This is a genomic window from Arthrobacter sp. Soil_N43 (genome assembly GCF_057655195.1).
On the sequence record NZ_JBDGML010000123.1, the window covers coordinates 208,500 to 226,867 of the forward strand.

15 protein-coding genes are annotated in these 18,368 nt (G+C 67.8%); 6 read left to right on the forward strand and 9 right to left on the reverse strand.

Going from position 1 to position 18,368, the window contains the following annotated elements; translation table 11 throughout:
* The first annotated feature begins 11 nt into the window (after window positions 1-11).
* From AC3A3W_RS20480 to bcp, 4 genes are all read left to right on the forward strand, one after another.
* Window positions 12-1,193: a glycerate kinase gene (locus AC3A3W_RS20480; RefSeq protein WP_487444956.1), complete on the forward strand. Its 1,182-nt coding sequence runs from the start codon at window positions 12-14 to the stop codon at window positions 1,191-1,193.
* Window positions 1,186-2,529: an allantoinase AllB gene (gene allB, locus AC3A3W_RS20485; protein WP_487444957.1), complete on the forward strand. Its 1,344-nt coding sequence runs from the start codon at window positions 1,186-1,188 to the stop codon at window positions 2,527-2,529. Before AC3A3W_RS20480 ends, allB begins: the two co-directional genes overlap by 8 nt.
* 11 nt (window positions 2,530-2,540) lie before the next feature.
* Complete coding sequence (locus AC3A3W_RS20490; RefSeq protein WP_487444958.1) at window positions 2,541-3,257, forward strand: winged helix-turn-helix domain-containing protein; 717 nt, start codon at window positions 2,541-2,543, stop codon at window positions 3,255-3,257.
* 117 nt (window positions 3,258-3,374) lie between these two features.
* Window positions 3,375-3,854: a thioredoxin-dependent thiol peroxidase gene (gene bcp / locus AC3A3W_RS20495; protein WP_487444959.1), complete on the forward strand. Its 480-nt coding sequence runs from the start codon at window positions 3,375-3,377 to the stop codon at window positions 3,852-3,854.
* A 172-nt stretch (window positions 3,855-4,026) separates the two neighbouring features.
* Here the strand turns inward: bcp and AC3A3W_RS20500 are convergent, their stop codons facing one another.
* Complete coding sequence (locus AC3A3W_RS20500; RefSeq protein ID WP_487444960.1) at window positions 4,027-5,007, reverse strand: polysaccharide deacetylase family protein; 981 nt, start codon at window positions 5,005-5,007, stop codon at window positions 4,027-4,029.
* Between the two features lie 15 nt (window positions 5,008-5,022).
* On the reverse strand, window positions 5,023-6,540 hold the full coding sequence (locus AC3A3W_RS20505) for a purine-cytosine permease family protein (RefSeq protein ID WP_487444961.1): 1,518 nt from the start codon (window positions 6,538-6,540) through the stop codon (window positions 5,023-5,025).
* 106 nt (window positions 6,541-6,646) lie between these two features.
* Between AC3A3W_RS20505 and AC3A3W_RS20510 the strand changes: the two genes are divergently transcribed.
* Complete coding sequence (locus AC3A3W_RS20510; protein WP_487444962.1) at window positions 6,647-8,224, forward strand: PucR family transcriptional regulator; 1,578 nt, start codon at window positions 6,647-6,649, stop codon at window positions 8,222-8,224.
* 228 nt (window positions 8,225-8,452) lie between these two features.
* Here AC3A3W_RS20510 and purU read toward each other — a convergent pair whose 3' ends face one another.
* Genes purU through glyA form a run of 7 tightly spaced genes read right to left on the reverse strand, consistent with a single transcriptional unit; the run spans window position 8,453 to window position 17,339 of the window.
* A complete protein-coding gene (gene purU, locus AC3A3W_RS20515; RefSeq protein WP_487444963.1) occupies window positions 8,453-9,349 on the reverse strand; it encodes a formyltetrahydrofolate deformylase in 897 nt (298 codons plus the stop codon).
* A 3-nt stretch (window positions 9,350-9,352) separates the two neighbouring features.
* On the reverse strand, window positions 9,353-10,726 hold the full coding sequence (locus tag AC3A3W_RS20520) for an L-serine ammonia-lyase (RefSeq protein ID WP_487444964.1): 1,374 nt from the start codon (window positions 10,724-10,726) through the stop codon (window positions 9,353-9,355).
* A complete protein-coding gene (locus tag AC3A3W_RS20525) occupies window positions 10,726-11,361 on the reverse strand; it encodes a sarcosine oxidase subunit gamma (protein WP_487444965.1) in 636 nt (211 codons plus the stop codon). Before AC3A3W_RS20525 ends, AC3A3W_RS20520 begins: the two co-directional genes overlap by 1 nt.
* Window positions 11,354-14,314, reverse strand: a complete 2,961-nt coding sequence (locus AC3A3W_RS20530; protein WP_487444966.1) for a sarcosine oxidase subunit alpha family protein — start codon at window positions 14,312-14,314, stop codon at window positions 11,354-11,356. The genes AC3A3W_RS20525 and AC3A3W_RS20530 overlap by 8 nt, the downstream gene beginning before the upstream one ends.
* Window positions 14,311-14,730 (reverse strand): sarcosine oxidase subunit delta, encoded by a 420-nt coding sequence (locus AC3A3W_RS20535; RefSeq protein ID WP_487444967.1) that lies wholly within the window; start codon window positions 14,728-14,730, stop codon window positions 14,311-14,313. Before AC3A3W_RS20535 ends, AC3A3W_RS20530 begins: the two co-directional genes overlap by 4 nt.
* 27 nt (window positions 14,731-14,757) lie before the next feature.
* Window positions 14,758-15,978 (reverse strand): sarcosine oxidase subunit beta family protein, encoded by a 1,221-nt coding sequence (locus AC3A3W_RS20540; protein ID WP_487444968.1) that lies wholly within the window; start codon window positions 15,976-15,978, stop codon window positions 14,758-14,760.
* Complete coding sequence (gene glyA / locus AC3A3W_RS20545; protein ID WP_487444969.1) at window positions 15,975-17,339, reverse strand: serine hydroxymethyltransferase; 1,365 nt, start codon at window positions 17,337-17,339, stop codon at window positions 15,975-15,977. The genes AC3A3W_RS20540 and glyA overlap by 4 nt, the downstream gene beginning before the upstream one ends.
* Before the next feature lie 142 nt (window positions 17,340-17,481).
* Here glyA and AC3A3W_RS20550 point away from each other — a divergent pair, with 142 nt between their 5' ends.
* Entirely contained in the window at window positions 17,482-18,153 is a 672-nt protein-coding gene (locus AC3A3W_RS20550) for a GntR family transcriptional regulator (protein ID WP_487444970.1), read from the forward strand.
* The last annotated feature ends 215 nt before the right edge of the window (window positions 18,154-18,368 follow it).

Here is an 18,368-nt window from a genome sequence, read left to right on the forward strand (position 1 = left end):
CAGGCACCGCCATGCGCATTGTGATCGCGCCGGACAAATTCAAGGGCTCGCTCTCCGCCCCGGACGTCGCCCGGCACCTGGAGACGGGGCTGCAGTCGGCCGCCGGCCACAACCTGGAGGTCCTCCGGATTCCCGTGGCCGACGGCGGCGAAGGCACCCTGGATGCCGCCGTCGGCTCCGGCTTCACCCGCCGGAGCGCCGTGGTCAGCGGCCCCACCGGGCAGCCGCTCACGGCGGAGTTCGCGGTCCGCGGGCGGGAGGCAGTCATCGAGATGGCGGCTGCCTCCGGCCTGGCCGTCCTGCCCGGCGGCCCCGACTCGGCCACTGCCAAAGCAGCCACGAGCCTGGGCACCGGCGAACTCATCCGCGCAGCACTGGACGCGGGCTGCCGGCAGATCATTCTGGGCGTCGGCGGTAGCGCCAACACCGACGGCGGCGCCGGGATCCTGCAGGGACTGGGCGCCAGGCTCCTCGACGCCGACGGCCGGGACCTGGCTCCCGGCGGCGCCGCGCTGGCGGACTTGGCGGGCATCGACTTCTCCGGCTTCGATTCCCGACTGGACGATGCCCGCTTCATCCTCGCCAGCGACGTGGACAACCCGCTGCTCGGCCCGGACGGAGCACCCGCGATCTTCGGCCCTCAGAAGGGCGCCTCGCCCGCGGACGTGGAAGCCCTCGACGGCGCCTTGGCCAACTTCGTGCAGGTGCTGGCGGGCGAGATCGGCCCCCGCGCACTGAAAGCCTCCGGCGCACCTGGCGCCGGGGCGGCCGGCGGCGTCGGCTACGCGGCCATCGCGGTCCTGGCCGCGACGCGCAGGCCGGGCATCGACGTCGTTCTTGAATTCACCCAACTGGCCGACCGTCTGGAAGGTGCCGACCTCGTCATCACGGGCGAAGGCAGCCTGGACGAGCAGAGCCTGCTGGGAAAGACGCCCGTGGGCGTGGCCCGCGCCGCCGCCGCGGCCGGCGTCCCGGTGGTGGCCGTCTGCGGCCGCACCACCCTCACCCCGCTGCAGCAGCGGGAATCCGGCTTCCGGCAGGTCTACCCCCTGACCTCGCTGGAGTCCAAGGTAGAAGTATGTATAGCCGAGGCAGGACCTCTGCTTGAAGAATTGGGAAAGCAGATTTGCCGTGAGCTGGCGGACCCGACGCCCGCCGCCCACGCCAGCACAAAGGAGCCCCTGAATGTCTGAAGAACAATTTGACCTGGTCATCCGGGGCCAGCGCATCCTCACCACTGCCGGCATCGCCGCGCGTGAAGTGGGTGTGCGCGGCGGCAAGATCGTCGCGATCGAGCCGCTCGGCAACGGACTCTCCGGCGCCGAAGTGATCGAACTCGGCGACGACGAGACCCTCATTCCCGGCCTGGTGGACACCCACGTCCACGTCAACGAGCCCGGCCGCACCGAGTGGGAGGGCTTCGCGTCCGCCACCCGCGCCGCGGCGGCCGGCGGCGTCACCACCATCATCGACATGCCGCTGAACTCCATCCCGCCCACCACCAACGTGGACGGCCTCAAGCTCAAGCGTGAAGTGGCCGAGGACCAGGCGTTCGTTGACGTCGGATTCTGGGGCGGCGCCATCCCCGGCAACAAGGCCGACCTGCGCCCGCTGCACGACGAGGGCGTGTTCGGCTTCAAGTGCTTCCTGCTCCACTCCGGCGTGGACGAGTTCCCGCACCTGGACGCGGACGAGATGGAGGAGGACATGGCCGAGCTCAAGTCCTTCGACTCGCTCATGATCGTCCACGCCGAGGACTCCCACGCGATCGACCACGCCCCGCACCCGGGCGGCGACCAGTACTCCACGTTCCTGGCCTCCCGCCCCCGCGGCGCCGAAAACAAGGCCATCGCCGAGGTCATCGAGCGGGCCCGCTGGACCGGCGCCCGCGCCCACATCCTGCACCTGTCCTCCTCCGACGCGCTGCCGATGATCGCCTCGGCCAAGCGCGACGGCGTCCACCTCACCGTGGAGACGTGCCCGCACTACCTCACGCTGATGGCCGAGGAAATCCCCAACGGCGCCACCGCGTACAAGTGCTGCCCGCCCATCCGCGAGGCGTCCAACCGCGAGCTGCTCTGGAAGGGCCTGCAGGACGGCACCATCGACTGCATCGTCTCCGACCACTCCCCGTCGACGCTTGACCTGAAGGACCTGGAAAACGGCGACTTCGCCGTGGCCTGGGGCGGCGTTTCCTCGCTGCAGCTGGGGCTGTCGCTGATCTGGACCGAGGCCCGGCACCGCGGCATCCCGCTGGAGCAGGTGGTGTCCTGGATGGCCGAGAAGCCGGCCGCCCTGGCACGTCTTTCCAACAAGGGCCAGCTCGCCCTTGGGTACGACGCCGACTTCTCCGTCTTCGCGCCGGACGAGGCCTTCGTGGTGGACGTCTCCAAGCTCAAGCACAAGAACCCGATCACCCCGTACGACGGCAAGGCACTCTCCGGCGTGGTCCGGAAGACCTTCCTGCGCGGCAGCGTGGTGGACGGACGGACTCCCGGCGGCAAACTGATCCGCCGCGGCGGCGTCTGAGGCATCCTGCCATGGCTGTTCATGCCCACACGCCCGCTCCGCGGGGACGGTGTGCGCCGGCCGCTCGTAGGCCGGCCGCTCCAGCCGCGGCCCTTAAGGCGCGGGGCCTGGCCGTTTGGGTGACCGTCGGGGCAGGGCAGGAAATAGATCAGGCCGTGCTGGCGCGCGCCGCCGAACTCGTGCTGGCGCGCGCCTTGAAAATTGCTCCGCAGGCGGAAGTCCACTGGCCCGCCGCCGGGGCTGCAACGTCCGACGTCGGGGGCTCCCCCGCCGGGATGCCCCCTGGGGAGGGGGCACCGGCCGGGCCCGACGGCGGCACTCCCGCGCCGTCGTCGTCCTCTCCGGAGGACTCCCCGCACATGGACGACGACGGCGCCTCCCATCTTCCGCCGTCACGCGGCGCCGTCAGCCGGGTCGCCGTGGACCTCGCCAAGGGCGAGGTGCTGCTGGACGGTAAAGCTGTGTCACTAACCGGCGTCGAATTCACGCTCCTGCGCTACCTCGTGGAGAATTGTTCCCGAACGATCAGCCGTGAGGAACTGCAGCATTTCCTGGAGCGGTTCGATAATCCCGGCGCTGCGCCCCGCTCGATCGACGTATATGTCGGGCGGGTGCGGCGGAAGCTGCGGGGCGGCCGCCACGCGATCGCCACCGTCCGCGGAGGCGGCTACCGGTTCGTTCCCGGCCCGGCCGCAACCGTGCGCGGACCGGCGGAATACAGCATCTAGCGGAGCTGTTATCCACTTCAGCATTGTTGTCCGACCAGCTTTGTACCGCACAGCTATGTATTGCACAGCTTTGTACTACGCAGCTTTGTACTGCACGATCCATCCGAAGGAAAAGCCATGAGCACCTACCTGACCACGAAGCTCCAGCCCGGAACCCAGGCGCCTGACTTCACCTTGCCGGACGCCGAAGGCAAGCAGACCAAGCTGGCCGACTACCGCGGCAAGAACGTCATCGTCTACTTCTACCCCGAGGCGGCCACCCCCGGCTGCACCACCGAAGCCTGCGACTTCCGTGACAACCTGGCCACCCTGCAGGGCTCCGGCTATGAAGTCCTCGGCGTCTCCCCCGACGCCCCGGAGAAGCTGGCGAACTTCACCGGCGACTTCGCGCTGACCTTCCCCCTGCTCGCCGACGAGGACCACTCCGTGGCCCTGTCCTACGGCGCCTGGGGCGAAAAGCTCGTCGACGGCGAGGTCCGCGAGGGCATCGTCCGCTCCACCGTTGTCCTGGACCCCGAAGGCAAGGTCAAGCTCGCCCAGTACCAGGTCAAGGCCCAGGGCCACGTCCAGGCGCTGAAGGATGCCCTCGGCGTCTAAGCCGGGACCCTCCCTCACCTTCCGCAGGTTTAAACCCGACGCTCCCTCACCTTCCGCAACTCAAGGCGGGACGCTCCCTCACTTCATCAAGTGAGGGAGCGTCCCGCCTTAAGCGGTATAAAGTGAGGGAGCGTCGGGCGTTAAGCGGTGGAAAGTGAGGGAGCGTCGGGCGTTAGGGGACCGTCGTCGTCGACTGCAGCGGGTCGGCGGGCAGCTGCGGCTGACGGACTTGCGCCGGGGTGAAACGGGCGCCGGCGTCGGGGAAACCGGGAACCTCAATGCGGGCGTGGCTGTGGACCTCCGTGACGGTGTCCCGCGTGTGCTCGGCGATCTTCGCAAGGGTTGTGACCCACATGCCGTCCATATTCTTGACCCGGCTGATCAGCTGTTCCAGGGCCACGGCCTTCGAGGGCCGGCCGGAGATGAACGGGTGGTTGGTCAGCACGAAGCAGCTCCCGGCCGCATGGTGCGCTTCGGCTTCGAGCGTCCACATCTCCAGCACCTTGGCGGGGCTTTCGATGACGCCGCTGCCGGTGACCCCGGGATAGAAGGCGTACTGCTCCCAGTCGTCCAGTGCCCAGTCGACCGGGATCTCGACGAGATCCCTCGAGTCACCTTCGGCGACGCTGAAGCGATAGGGCGCATCGCCGTCGAGCAGGCTCGAGTCGTAGAGGAAGCCGCGGTCAGCCAGCAAAGCGGGCGAGTGCCAGTTCAGCTCCCACCAGGGGGCGCGGTAGCCGACCGGCCGCACGCCCGCGACCTTGGCCAGCGCTTCCAGCCCCCGGTCGATGTATCGCGCCTCGGTGGCGGCATCGATCCCCTGCATCGGTTCGTGGAGGTAGCCGTGGTGGGCGATTTCATGGCCGGCGTCCACGATCCGGCGCACGACGTCGGGGTAGCTTTCCGCGGTGAATCCGGGGATGAAGAAGGTGGCCTGGATGTCCTGGCGCTGCAGGATCTGCAGCAACCGCGGCACCGCGACCTTGGGCCCGTAGGACTGGTGGGTCATGAGGGACATGCGGCGCGTGCTGGTGGGGTCGTGGGCGATGGTGCAGGATTCGGCGTCGACATCGAAGGTGAAGGATGCGGCTGCCCGGTAGCCTTCGGGCCAGGTGATGGGGTGGGCGGAGTCCGGGAATGCGGGGAATTCCATGGGCCGGGTTCCTTTCTAGAGGGAGACTGCGGGTGTTGTCGGACGGTCCGCTGTCACCGGGGCAGCTGCCGGCTCCAATCCGGCGCCGGCCAGAAATTTGCGGTGCATCCGGGGGCCAAGAACGGCGTAGCTCGCGGCGCTGCTGAGGCCGCCGGCGAGCCAGGACAGGTCCCAGCCGCCCAGGGCCACGGCGATGGGGCCCTGCATGGCGGGCACGAGCCCGTACATGAACAGCCAGGTGGCGAAAATGCCGATCAGGAGGGACACGATGCCGGCCCAGTTGACGCTGGGGAGCCGTTTGGTGCCCACGGCGTCGAACAGCCGCGAGGCGTCACCGGGCCAGCGCTTCTCGATCCAGAAGTAGTGCACCAGCATGACGCCGCCCCAGGCTGCCACCCAGGCCACGAGGCCGATCAGCCAGGCGTCGAGGACTGCGGCGAAGTCCTCCTGGAAGATGAAGAAGACGACGGCGGCGAGCGAGAATACGCCGACGAACAGGTTCAGCTTGTGCCGGCTGATGGAAATGTCGAGGGCCTGCGTGGCGACCGAGAAGGTGTAGATGTTCAGGATGTTGGTGGCAATGGGGCCGTGCAGGACCATCAGCAGCACCGGCAGTGCCAGCACGCCGAAGTTCTGGACGATGAGTTTTCCGGGGTCGATTTCGCCGCTGTTGGTGGCGAGGCTGGCGCCCAGGATTCCCAGCCAGACGACGGGAATGAACTGGCCCAGGACCGACGCCAGGTAGACTTTCCGCTTCGGGACCTCGGTGCTGACGAAGCGGGAGTAGTCGGCGGCGTAGGTGAACCAGGTGATGCCCCAGCCGATGCCGATGGCCGTCATGACGGCGCTCATCGCGGCGATCCGCTCCGAGCCTTCCAGGATGTTGCCCGCAGGTCCGGCGTAGGACCAGTTGATCTTCATGCCGAACCAAGCGACGGCGGACATCACCGCGAGGATGATGATGGTGGGCGGCACGGTCCACTTCTCAAAGGCTGCAATGGCCTTGTAGCCGAACCAGGCGATGGCCACCTGTGCGGCCATGATGGCGGTGGCGACGCCGATCTTCGCGCCGTAGTTGTGGGCGGTCGGATCCACCCATCCGAGGGTTCCGAAGAGCGCCATCACCAGATCCAGGATGATCCAGGTGTTGACGGCGCACCAGCCGATGACGAGCAATGCCTGGATGGCGGCCGGCAGATAGTTGCCGCGCCGTCCGAATGCCGCGCGGGCCAGGACCATGCCCGTAGCCCCGGTTTTCTGGCCGAGCAGGACGAAGCATCCAAACAGCAGCATTCCGATGAGGTTCCCCAAAACCAGCACGGTGACGGTGTCCGCGAAGCCGAGTCCGAGGTGGATGCCGAGGGCTCCGAGAACCCAGTTGATGGGCGCCAGGTTCGCTCCGGCCCAGATCCAGAACTGGCCTGAGACCTTTCGGGTCCGCTGTGATTCGGGGATGGGCTGCAACCAGGCTTCGACGTCTTTGTCGGCTACTGGCCCCGGTCCGGCCGGGACTGCAGTGGGATTGTTGTGCATGTGGGCCTCCGTGGTGGAATGGAACACTTTCAGGTTATGTGCGCCAGACCACACCCAACAAGATACGATGTGTACATCAAAACTCTTCTCTGCATTACGGAGCGTCATGCCAATTTTGCTTAGCGAGGTGCTGAAACACCCCACCCTCACCGCCGCCGATCCCGTGATCCGCGCAGGCGAGGCCGCAGCCGCAGGGACGCAGCTGCGGTGGGTCCATTCGAGCGAGGTTCTGGACATTGCGCCCTTGCTCAGCGGCGGCGAACTCCTTCTTACCGGCGGCGATGCCCTGGTTGCGGCGTCGGACGCGCGCCGCGTGGACTACGTGCGCCAGCTGGCCGGCCGTGGCGTCGGCGCCCTCGCTGTGGAAAGCGGGCAGACGCTGCCCTCGCTTCCGTCGTCCATGATCCGGGCCGCGGAAGAAGCGGGCCTGCCCCTCATCGAATTCCGCAAAGTGGTGCCGTTCGTGGGCATCATGCAGGCCATCAACTCGATGCTGGTCAGCGAATCGGTGGCACACCTGCGCCGCGCGGACGAGGCCAGCCACGCCATGGCGGTGGAACTGGCCCATGGAAGCAGCCTGGACCGGATTCTTGCCGTCCTGGCCGGCATCATTGAAGCGGCCCTTGAGCTCTCCACCGTCTCCGGCGTGACGCTGGGCAGCGCGGTGCCCGCCGCTGAAACCTTTATGCCTGCAGACGGGGCCGGCGCCGACGGACCGCACGGGGAAACGCCAGAACTCAGTCCGGAAACCGACGGCACGCTGATCAATATTGACGTGCCCGTCCGGGGCGTACCCTCGGCGCGACTGGCCATCACCGTCCCTGCGCATAGCGACGTGAACCTGGCGCGCGTTGCGGGGGGCCGGTGTGTTGACATCCTGTCGCTGGCGCTGCTGCAGCGGATGCCGCCCGGGCTGAAGGAGGTGGCAGGCACGGCCCTGCTGCGGGCAGTCAGCTCCGGCAGCCAGCCCTGGCGTCTTCAGCAGCTCGCGCCTGCGGCCGGGATCCCGACCGCGGCAACGGTCGTGGCGGTAGTGGTCCGGACATCGACCTCGCAGCAGTTGCGGGCCGCCATGGACAAGATCCTGAAGAAGTCGGCCCAGCAGAGCGCCAGCTACGTGGACAACTCTGAGCTCCTCGCCCTGGCCGCCCTTCCCGCAGACCGGGAAGTCTCCGCCCGCGCCGACCTCCTGGCTGCGTTGCGCGAACTGCCCGTCGAGCCCGGAACCATGACGGCGGTGGGCCCGCTCGCGGCAGGGATCGGGAAGGCACCCTGGTCACTGACGGAGGCCAAATGCGCTTTGGACCTCGCAGCCGGGGGTTCACTGCGTGCGGCGGAACGGCCGACGTCGGACATGGCAGGGCTGGTGGTCGACGTCGAGGAACTCGCCGTGGAGCGGCTCGCGGCGCAGCACCTGGACCAGGCGGCGCGGCAGGATTATGTGCGCCAGCAACTGGGCCCCGTGCTGGAGCACGACGAGCGGCGGAACTCCCAACTGCTCGTGACCCTGGCAGTCTGGCTCGACTCCGGCTGCAACACTGCGCAGGCCGCCAGGGAACTGCATGTGGAGCGGCAGTCGATGCATCACCGGTTGCAGCGGATCTTCGAACTGTGCGGCGGGGATCCACGGGGAACGGGCAGGCTCGCGGCCCTGCATCTGGCAACACGCCTTGCCGCCTTATAGCGGTGTCAGGAAAGTTGGGACGGTCCCTCACTTCCCGCAGAAAAAACCGGAACGCTTCCTCACTTCTCGCACGAAAAACCGGAATGCTCCCTCACCAAGTGAGGAAGCGTTCCGGTTCAAGCGGCAGGAAGTGAGGGAGGGTTCCGGTTCAAGCGGCAGGAAGTGAGGGAGCGTCCTGATTGAAGCGGCGGAAGCGGCGGAACCGGCGGAACCGGCGGAACCACGGGGTTACCGCAGCACCACTGTCCTGTTCCCGTGAAGGATCACCCGGCCCTCGCAGTGCCAGCGGACGGCGTTACTGAGAGCCTTGCACTCGGTGTCGCGGCCGGCGGCCACCAGGTCCTCGGGACCGTAGGTGTGGTCCACGTCCACCACCTGCTGCGAAATGATCGGCCCCTCGTCGAGCTCGGCGTTGACGTAGTGCGCGGTGGCGCCCACGGTCTTCACGCCGCGGGCGTAGGCCTGGTGGTACGGCTTGGCACCCTTGAAGCTCGGCAGGAACGAGTGGTGGATGTTGATGGCCCGCCCCTCCAGCTTCCGGGTGAGGCCGTCGCTGAGGACCTGCATGTAGCGCGCCAGGACCACGAGCTCCACGTCGAGCTCGTCCACGAGTTCCAGCAGCCGCGCCTCCGCCCCAGGCTTGGTGTCCGCCGTGACGGGCACGTGGAAGAACGGGATGCCGTGCCATTCCACGAGCGTCTGGTGGTCGGTGTGGTTGGAGACCACGGCCACCACGTCGATGGGGAGTTCGCCGATCCGGGCACGGAACAGCAGGTCGTTGAGGCAGTGCCCGAACTTGGAGACCATGATCAGCACGCGGCGCTTGGAGCCGTGCGGCTCGAGCCGCCAGCGCATCCCGAAGCGTTCGGCCACCGGGGCAAAAGCGGCACGCAGGGTGTCCGCGGTGGAGGCATCGCCGTCGGACGCAAAGTGCACCCGCATGAAGAAGTGCCCTTCGGAGCGTTCGCCGAACTGCTGGTTGTCGATGATGTCGCAGCCGTGCTCCAGCAGGAAGCCGGAGACGGCGTGGACGATGCCCGGAGACTCCCGGCAGTCGAGCGTGAGGACGTGCTCCACGGTGGTCGCGGGCACGGCAGGGACAGTTTCAGGCTTAGTGGCAGTCATGGCTCAGCACTCGATCACATTCACGGCGAGGCCCCCGCGGGACGTCTCCTTGTATTTGGTTTTCATGTCAGCTCCTGTCTCGCGCATGGTTTTGATGGCTTTGTCCAGCGACACCTTGTGGCTGCCGTCGCCGTGCAGCGCCAGCCGCGCGGCGTTGATGGCCTTCACGCTGGCGATGGCGTTCCGCTCGATGCACGGGATCTGCACCAGGCCGCCCACAGGATCGCAAGTGAGCCCGAGGTTGTGTTCGATCCCCACTTCGGCCGCGTTTTCCACCTGTTCGGGGGTGCCGCCCAGCACCTCGCACAGCCCGGCGGCCGCCATGGAGCAGGCCGAGCCGACCTCGCCCTGGCAGCCCACTTCCGCGCCGGAGATGGAGGCGTTGATTTTGAAGAGAATCCCGACGGCGGCTGCCGCCAGCAGGAAGCGCACCACACCGTCGTCGTCGGCTCCCGGAACAAACTTCGCGTAGTAGTGCAGGACCGCCGGCACGATGCCGGCCGCGCCGTTAGTGGGGGCGGTGACGATGCGGCCGCCGGCCGCATTTTCCTCGTTGACGGCCAGCGCGAACAGGTTCACCCACTCCATGGCCCGCAGGGGGTCGGTCACGCCGGTGTCCGCGGTCAGCGTGCGGAAGAGCGACGGCGCCCGCCGCTTCACCTTCAGCCCGCCCGGCAGGATGCCTTCCGCGGCGCAGCCGTTGTCCACGCATTCGCGCATGACGGCCCACAGCTTCAGCAGTTCCTCGCGGACTTCCGCTTCGCTGCGCCACACAAGCTCGTTGGCGAGCATCACGTCGGAGATGGACATGCCTTCGCGGCGGCAGATCTCCAGGAGTTCGTCGGCCGTGGTGAAGGGGTACGGCAGCGGGGTGTCGTCGGCCACCACCTGGGCGTCGGGGCCGGCGTCGCCGTCTACGACGAAGCCGCCGCCGATCGAATAGAAGCTCCGTTCGCTGAGGACAGCCCCGGAGTGGTCCAGGGCCCGGAAGGTCATGCCGTTCGGGTGGGCCGGCAGGGACTTGCGGCGGTGCAGCACCACGTCCTCGTCCCAGTTGAAGTCCACCCGGTGGTCCCCGCTGATCCGGAGTTCGGCGTCCAGTGCGGCGGCTGCCACCTGGTCGTCGGCGGTGGACGTGTCCACGGTTTCCGGTTCCAGGCCCTGGAGCCCGAGCACCACGGCCTTGTCGGAGCCGTGGCCGCGGCCGGTGGCGCCGAGCGATCCGAACAGTTCAGCCTGGACACGGGTGGTGGAGCTCAGGAGTCCGCTGCCCTTCAGCCCGTCCGCGAACAGCTTCGCTGCCCGCATCGGGCCGACCGTGTGTGACGACGACGGCCCGATGCCAACGGAAAACAGATCAAGCGCGCTGAGCGCCATCAGGGCACCTCGGGGGAAGCAAACTCCCTCATGGCGTCCAGGAGCCACCGGCCCAGGTAGTCCGCGAATGAAGCGCGGGGGAACAGCCGGAAGCTGTCCTCCCCTGTCTTCAGCAGCACGACGGGGATGTTGCCCACTTCGGTGTTGAGGGCCGTCCCCGGTGTGAAGCTGCGCGGGTGCAGGTCCAGGGAGCAGCCCTTTTCCAGCACTGCCCGGGCCCGCGGGCCGGAGAGCTCGAACGTGGTGCGGTTGGCGGAGAGGTCCACCACCTGGCCCGGGGCATCGCCCAGGGCCGCCGTGAGCGAGCCGATAAGATCCCCGCCCAGGGAGTCGTGCGCCTCTTCCGGAGCCACCACGAGGAACTCCTGCGGTCCCAGCCAGAGGACGGAGACGCGGTCGGTGCCGGCCACGTCGCCGCAGCGTGCCGGAAGTCCGCCGGCGACGGACGCGATGCGCGCCCCTTCCTCGGAGCGGGGGTCCACGCGGACCCCGGCCATGGTCTGGAACGGGCCCTCGTTCAGGGTGACCGTTCCCGCGATGGAGCCGGCCTCCATGGCCCCGGCCAGGTGTGAGGCGGGGCTGCGGCGGATGTCCCGGAGTCCATTGATGCCTGTGAGTGCTGCGGTGTTAGCCATCTTTGCGGGTCCCTTCGGGGTCAAAAAGTACGGTTTCTGCGACAACAACGTCGACCAGCTGGTCGCCGGCGGCGGCCACGAGGGTCTCCCCGATGCGGTTGCGGCCGTTCTTGATCAGCGCCAGCGCGAACGACCTGCCGAGGGCGGCGCTGTGGTAGCTCGAGGTCACGAAGCCCTGCATGGGCACGGGTCCGTAGGCCGTTTTCACCGGGATGCCCTTTTCCACCAGCTGGGTGCCTTCCGGCAACCGGAGGGAACCGTCCACGGGCAGGACGCTGACCAGGTGCTTGCGGTCTTCGCGCTGCGCGTCCGCGCGGGAGTAGGAGCGCTTGCCGATGAAGTCCTTGGCCTTGGAGATGATCCATTCCATGCCGGCGTCCTGCGGGGTGACGGTGCCGTCGGTGTCCTGGCCGACGATCGGGTAGCCCTTCTCGGCGCGGAGCACGTGCATGGTCTCGGTGCCGTAGGGGGTGATGTTGAATTCGGCACCTGCGGCGGCCACGGCTTCCCAGGTGTTCAGCCCGTACCAGGAAGGAACGTTGATTTCGTAGGCCAGTTCGCCGGAGAAGGAGATGCGGCAGATCCGCGCCTGCACGCCGGACGCGAGGGTGGTTTCGCGGAAGGTCATGAACGGGAACGCCTCGGCGTCCAGGCCGCCGTCGGCTGCGAGTTCGGGTGCCACCTTGGCGATCACCGCGCGGGACTTGGGCCCGACGACGGCGATGGTGCTCCACTGTTCGGTCACCGAGGTGCAGTGCACGTCCAGTTCAGGCCACTCGGTCTGCAGCCATTCCTCCAGCCAGTCCAGCACCTTCGCGGCGCCACCGGTGGTGGTGGTCATGAAGTAGCGGTCCTCGTCGAGGCGCAGGGTCACGCCGTCGTCGAAGATCATGCCGTCGGACAGGCACATGACGCCGTAGCGGGCCGAACCCGGAGCGAGCTTCTTGAACGCGTTGGTGTAGATCCGGTTGAGGAACTCACCGGCGTCCTTGCCACGGATTTCGATCTTGCCGAGGGTGGTGGCGTCCATGAATCCCACGGATTCCCGGACGGCGGCGCACTCGCGGAGCACCGCTTCTTCCATGTCCTCCCCGCCCTGCGGGTAGTACCAGGGGCGCTTCCACTGCCCCACATCCTCGAACAACGCGCCCTGCGCCACGTGCCACGGGTGGATCGACGTGACGCGGGCGGGGTCGAACAGTTCGCCGCGCTGGCGTCCGGCCAGTGCCGCGAAGGCCACGGGGGTGAACGGCGCCCGGTAGGTGGTGGTGCCGATGTCGCCGATGCCCCGGGACGCTTCGCCGGCCTGACGAAGTGCCGCCGCAATGACGCCGATCGCGTTGACGCCCGAGGTCTTGCCCTGGTCGTTCGCGGTGCTGATGGAGGTGTAGCGCTTGATGTGCTCCACGGACCGCATGCCGGCGCCGGTGGAACGGAGGACGTCAGCCACGGACTGGTCGCGCTGGAAGTCCACGAAGTGGTGGTGCCAGTCATCCGGCGTGCCGGTCTGCCCGGGGACCAGCCACAGCTGGCGCGTCGGGCCGGACGCTTTCGCCTCGCCGAGCACGGACGGCTCGACGGCGGACTCGAAGCCGGCGGCGATGGCCGCCGCCGCTCCCGCGGAGATGCCTTCGGCGAGGCAGTCCTCGAGTTCGAAGCTGCCGCGGCCGGAGCCAATGGTCTGCTGGTTCGGGACCACGGTGCTCGGCACGAAGGCCGCCAGCTCCTCGTCCCAGCGCAGCTTGCCCTGCCGCTGCGAGTGCAGGTGCACCAGCGGGCTCCAGCCGCCTGAAACTGCCAGCAGGTCGCAGGCGATTTCTTCGATGCCGGAGGTGAGTTCGCCGTCGTCGTTGATGCTGCGGACGGTGACGCTGGCCAGCCGGCCATCGCCGGAGCCTGCGCCGGGCTCGGAAGCGGCAGTGTCGGCCACCGCGCTGCCGATCAGCACGCGGGTGCCGGCTTCGACGGCGGCGGCAGCCACCGGCGTGAGGCTGGGACGGGCGTCAACGACGGCCGCCACCTTGATGCCCGCGATCCGCAGGTCCGAGGCCAGTGCGTAGGCGCTGTCGTTGGTGGTGCCGATGACCACGCGCGATCCGGCGGCCACGGCGTAGCGGTTCAGGTAGCTGCGGACAGCGGAGGCGAGCATGATGCCGGGGCGGTCGTTGTTCTCGAACACCAGGGGCCGCTCGTGGGCGCCGGGGGCCAGGATGACCTGATTGGCACGGATGTGCCAAATACGCTGCCGGGACACGCCGGGGGCAGCGGGGCTGGACAGGTGGTCGGTGCGGTTCTGGACGGCGATGACGTAGTTGGCGTCATAGGCGCCGAAGGCAGTGGTGCGGTGCAGGACCTTGCATTCGGCCGCCGAGATGAGTTCGGCCTCAACATCAGCCACCCATTCCAGGGCGGGCTTGCCCTCGATGGTCTCCGCGGCGTCGGGAGCGGTGGAGCCGGACAGGAGGGATCCGCCAAGTTCGGGCTGGTCGTCCATCAGGATGACGCGGGCACCGGTGCGCACGGCTTCGCGGGCCGCCGCCAGGCCTGCGGGGCCGCCGCCGACCACCAGCACGTCCGTGTGGACGTACTTCTTGTCGTACTCGGCGCGGTCGTCCTCCGGGTCCAGCCGGCCCAGCCCGTTCAGCAGGCCGGCCTTCAGGCCGTCCACCAGGGTGACGGTGGTGGCGGGGAGCATGGACTCGGCCACGTGGCCGGGGAAGCGCGGTTCGATGCGGACCAGCGCGTTGGGCTCTTCCACCCCGGCGGCCAGGATGCCGCGGGGGCGGTCCTCGTAGAGCGAGTTGCCGACGGCGACCCGGCCGTTCGCGAGCAGGGCCGACGCGAGCGTGTCACCGGGGTGCCCGGTGAATTCCTCGCCGTCCACGGTAAAGCGCCAGGAGATGCTGCGGTCGATGCGTCCGCCGGTGCTGAGGCGCGCTGTCTGGGAGGTCACTTGGTCGCTCCTTTCGGGGCGGTGGTGGAGGCGGGTGTAGTGCTTGTGGCAATGCTGGTTGCAGCGATGCTGGGCGCCGCCGTCCCGGTGGTGGTGCTGTCCGGGGCGAGGCTGGCCGTGCCGGACTCAGGTGCCGGGGCAGACGATGCCGGCCGGGGCGCGCCCATCGGGTAGACGGCCTGGATGTCGTACGTGACCGTGTCCCGGAGCATGTTGAACCACTGGCGGCAGCCGGTGCTGTGCACCCACCGCTCGGCGAACGTTCCCTTGGTGTTTTCGCGGTAGAACAGGTACTCGGCCCATTCCCGGTCGGTGAGGTCGTTCGGGTTTTCCGGGTAGGGAACGTGGGCCTGGCCGCCGTAGTGGAATTCGGTCTCGTCGCGCGAGCCGCAGTTGGGGCAGGAGATGAGCAGCATGTGCTTCTTCTTTCTAGTGGTCGGCGGCTAGTGGGCGACGGCGGCGGCGCCGTGTTCGTCGATCAGGGCTCCGGTTTCGAAGCGCTCCAGGGCAAACGGCTTGTTGAGCTTGTGCGGAGTGCCGGTGGCGATGGTGTGCGCGAAGGTAAGGCCGGCAGCCGGGGTGCCCTTGAAGCCGCCCGTTCCCCAGCCACAGTTGACGAACATGTTCTCCACGGGGCTGAGGCCCACAATCGGCGAGGCGTCCAGCGTGGTGTCCACGATGCCGCCCCAGGTCCGGAGCACGTGCGCCCGGGCGAAAATGGGGAACAGTTCGACGGCGGCGGCCATCTGGTGCTCGATCACGTGGAAGGAACCGCGCTGGCCGTAGCCGTTGTAGGAGTCGACGCCGGCACCCATGACCAGTTCGCCCTTGTGCGCCTGGGAGACGTACACGTGCACGTGGTTGGACATCACGACGGTGGGGTGGATGGGTTCGTGCAGTTCCGAGACCAGTGCCTGCAGCGGGTGGGACTGGATGGGGAGCCGGAATCCGGCCATCTCCGCCAGGACCGAGCTGTGCCCGGCAGCGCACAGGCCCACCTTCTCGGTGTTGATGGTGCCGCGGTTGGTCTTGACGCCCACCACGCGGTTGCCGTCCTTGAGGAAGCCCGTGACCTCGCAGTTCTGGATGATGTCCACGCCCAGTTCGTCGCACTTGCGGGCGAAGGCCCAGGCCACGTGGTCGTGCTTGGCGATGCCTGCGCGCGGCTGGTAGGTGGCGCCCATCACGGGGTAGCGGATGTTGTCGCTGATGTTCAGGATGGGGCAGAGTTCCTTGACCTGGTCCGGCTCCAGCCACTCGGCGTCCACGCCGTTGAGCTTGTTCGCTCCGACCCGGCGGATGCTTTCGCGGACGTCTCCGAGGGTGTGGGCGAGGTTCATGACCCCGCGCTGGCTGAACAGGAAGTCGTATTCGAGCTCCTCCGGCAGGATTTCCCACAGCTTCAGGGCGTGCTCGTAGATGGCGGCGCTCTCGTCCCAGAGGTAGTTGGAACGGATGATGGTGGTGTTGCGTGCCATGTTGCCGCCGGCCAGCCAGCCCTTTTCCAGGACGGCGATGTTGGTCATGCCGTGGTTCTTGGCCAGGAAGTAGGCCGTGGCCAGGCCGTGCCCGCCGCCGCCCACGATCACCGCGTCGTAGGAGGACTTGGGCTCCGGGTTGTGCCAGAGGAAGTCCGGGTGCTCCGGGAGCTGGTGGGTGCTCACTTGGCTGCTCCAATCATTGCTGCATCGAATTCGCTGAACGCGGCAGTCTCGGCGTCGCCGTTCAAGTGCGGGTAGAGCGGGAACTGTTCGGCGAGCGCGGTCACGCGGGCACGGAGTTCGACGGCGGTTGCGTCATCGAGGGTGCCGCTGCCGCCGGTGCCGCTGCCCGCGGCGGCAATGAGCGCCGTCGCGATGATGTCCGCTACTTCGGTGAACTCCGCGGCGCCGAAGCCGCGGGTGGCCAGGGCGGGGGTGCCGACCCGGAGGCCCGAGGAGACCATCGGCGGGCGGGGGTCGAACGGTACGGCGTTGCGGTTCACGGTGATGCCGATCCGGTGCAGCGCATCCTCGGCCTGCTGGCCGTCCAGTTCGGAGTTGCGCAGGTCCACGAGGACCAGGTGCACGTCGGTGCCGCCGTTGACCACGGTGACGCCGGCTGATTCGACGTCGGGCTGCAGGAAGCGCTCGGCCAGCAGCTTGGCGCCCTGCAGGACGCGCTCCTGGCGTTCCTTGAATTCGGGGCCTGCTGCCAGCTTGAAGGCCACGGCCTTGGCGGCGATGACGTGCTCCAGCGGGCCGCCCTGCTGGCCCGGGAAAACGGCGCTGTTGATCTTCTTGGCGTACTGCTCCTTGGCGAGGATGACTCCGCCGCGCGGTCCGCCCAGGGTCTTGTGGGTGGTGGTGGTGACGACGTCGGCGTACGGCACCGGGTTGGGGTGCAGCCCAGCCGCGACCAGGCCGGCGAAGTGTGCCATGTCCACCATGAGGTAGGCGCCCACGAGGTCAGCGATCCGGCGGAACTCGGCGAAGTCGAGCTGGCGGGAGTAGGCGGACCAGCCGGCGACGATGAGCTTCGGCTTGTGCTCCAGGGCCAGGGCCTCGACTTCGGCCATGTCTACCCGGAAGTCGGACTCGCGGACGCGGTAGGGAACCACGTTGTAGAGCTTGCCGGAGAAGTTGATGCGCATGCCGTGGGTGAGGTGGCCGCCGTGGGCCAGGTCCAGGCCCATGATGGTGTCGCCGGGGTTCAGCAGTGCGAACATTGCGGCCGCGTTGGCCTGGGCGCCGGAGTGCGGCTGGACGTTGGCGAATTCGGCGCCGAACAGGGCTTTGACCCGGTCAATGGCGAGCTGCTCGACCACATCAACGTGTTCGCAGCCGCCGTAGTAGCGCTTGCCGGGGTATCCCTCGGCGTACTTGTTGGTGAGGACCGAACCCTGCGCCTCCATGACAGCGGACGGAGCGAAGTTCTCCGAGGCGATCATTTCCAGGGTGGACTGCTGGCGCACCAGCTCGCGGTCAATTGCCTGCTGGATCTCGGGATCGACTGCGGAAAGTCGCTCGTTCAACTGCTCAACCACGGATGCTCCTTTGAAATACCTTTTTGTCTTGTACTGATATATCAGTGTTGATGACAATGGTATGATTGGAATCACAAGCTAGTCAATAGCCGGAAGCAAAGTGGGTCCCCGCTTCCGATTGATCAGGATTGGAGCCGCCCCCGTGAATGCCCTCAGTGCCCTTCTTCCCGCAGAGGAGGAAGCACCGTCCCAAGCGGAGGCTGCCTACCGGCAGTTGCGCGACAAGCTGATCATGCTGGACATCCGGCCGGGCGAACCCATCAACGACGGCCAGCTGGCCGCCGAGCTCGGCTTCAGCCGGACGCCGGTACGCGAGGCGATCAAGAGGCTGGAGGTGGACCACCTGGTGGTTTCCTATCCCCGCCGGGGAACCTTCGCCACCACAGTGGACTTCACGGAACTCGCCGACGTCTCGGAAATCCGGGAACTGCTGGAACCCTTGGCGGCCCGCCGTGCCGCATCCAGGGCCAACGCCGCCATGCGCCGCGAGCTACTGGACGTCGCCGAGACCATCGCGGAACTCGCCCCCGACCCCGCAGAGTCCCGCGAACTGATGCGCTACGACCTGATGGTGCACCGCCTGATCTACCGCGCAGCCGCCAACCCGCACCTGGAAGACACCCTGATCCGGTACGACAACCTGGCAACCCGCATCTGGTGCGTGGTCCTGGACAAGGTCCCCTCGGTCAGCGGCCACATCACCGAGCACGTGGACCTGCTCAAGGCCGTGGCGGACGGGGACGCCGACAAGGCAGGCGAACTCGCCCTGCACCACGTCACGAGCTTCGAAGAAACCATCCGCAAGGTCCTGTAGGGGGCCCCAACCCTCCCTCACTTCCCGCCCCCAAAACCCCAACCCTCCCTCACTTGTGAGCGACGGTTCGGAGCCACACGGCAAGACGTGAGGGAGCGTCCGGCGCCACACGGCAAGACGTGAGGGAGCGTCCGGAGCCACACGGCAAGACGTGAGGGAGCGTCGGTCGCCACATGGCAAGACGTGAGGGAGCGTCCGGGCAAGCAAGCGAAGGA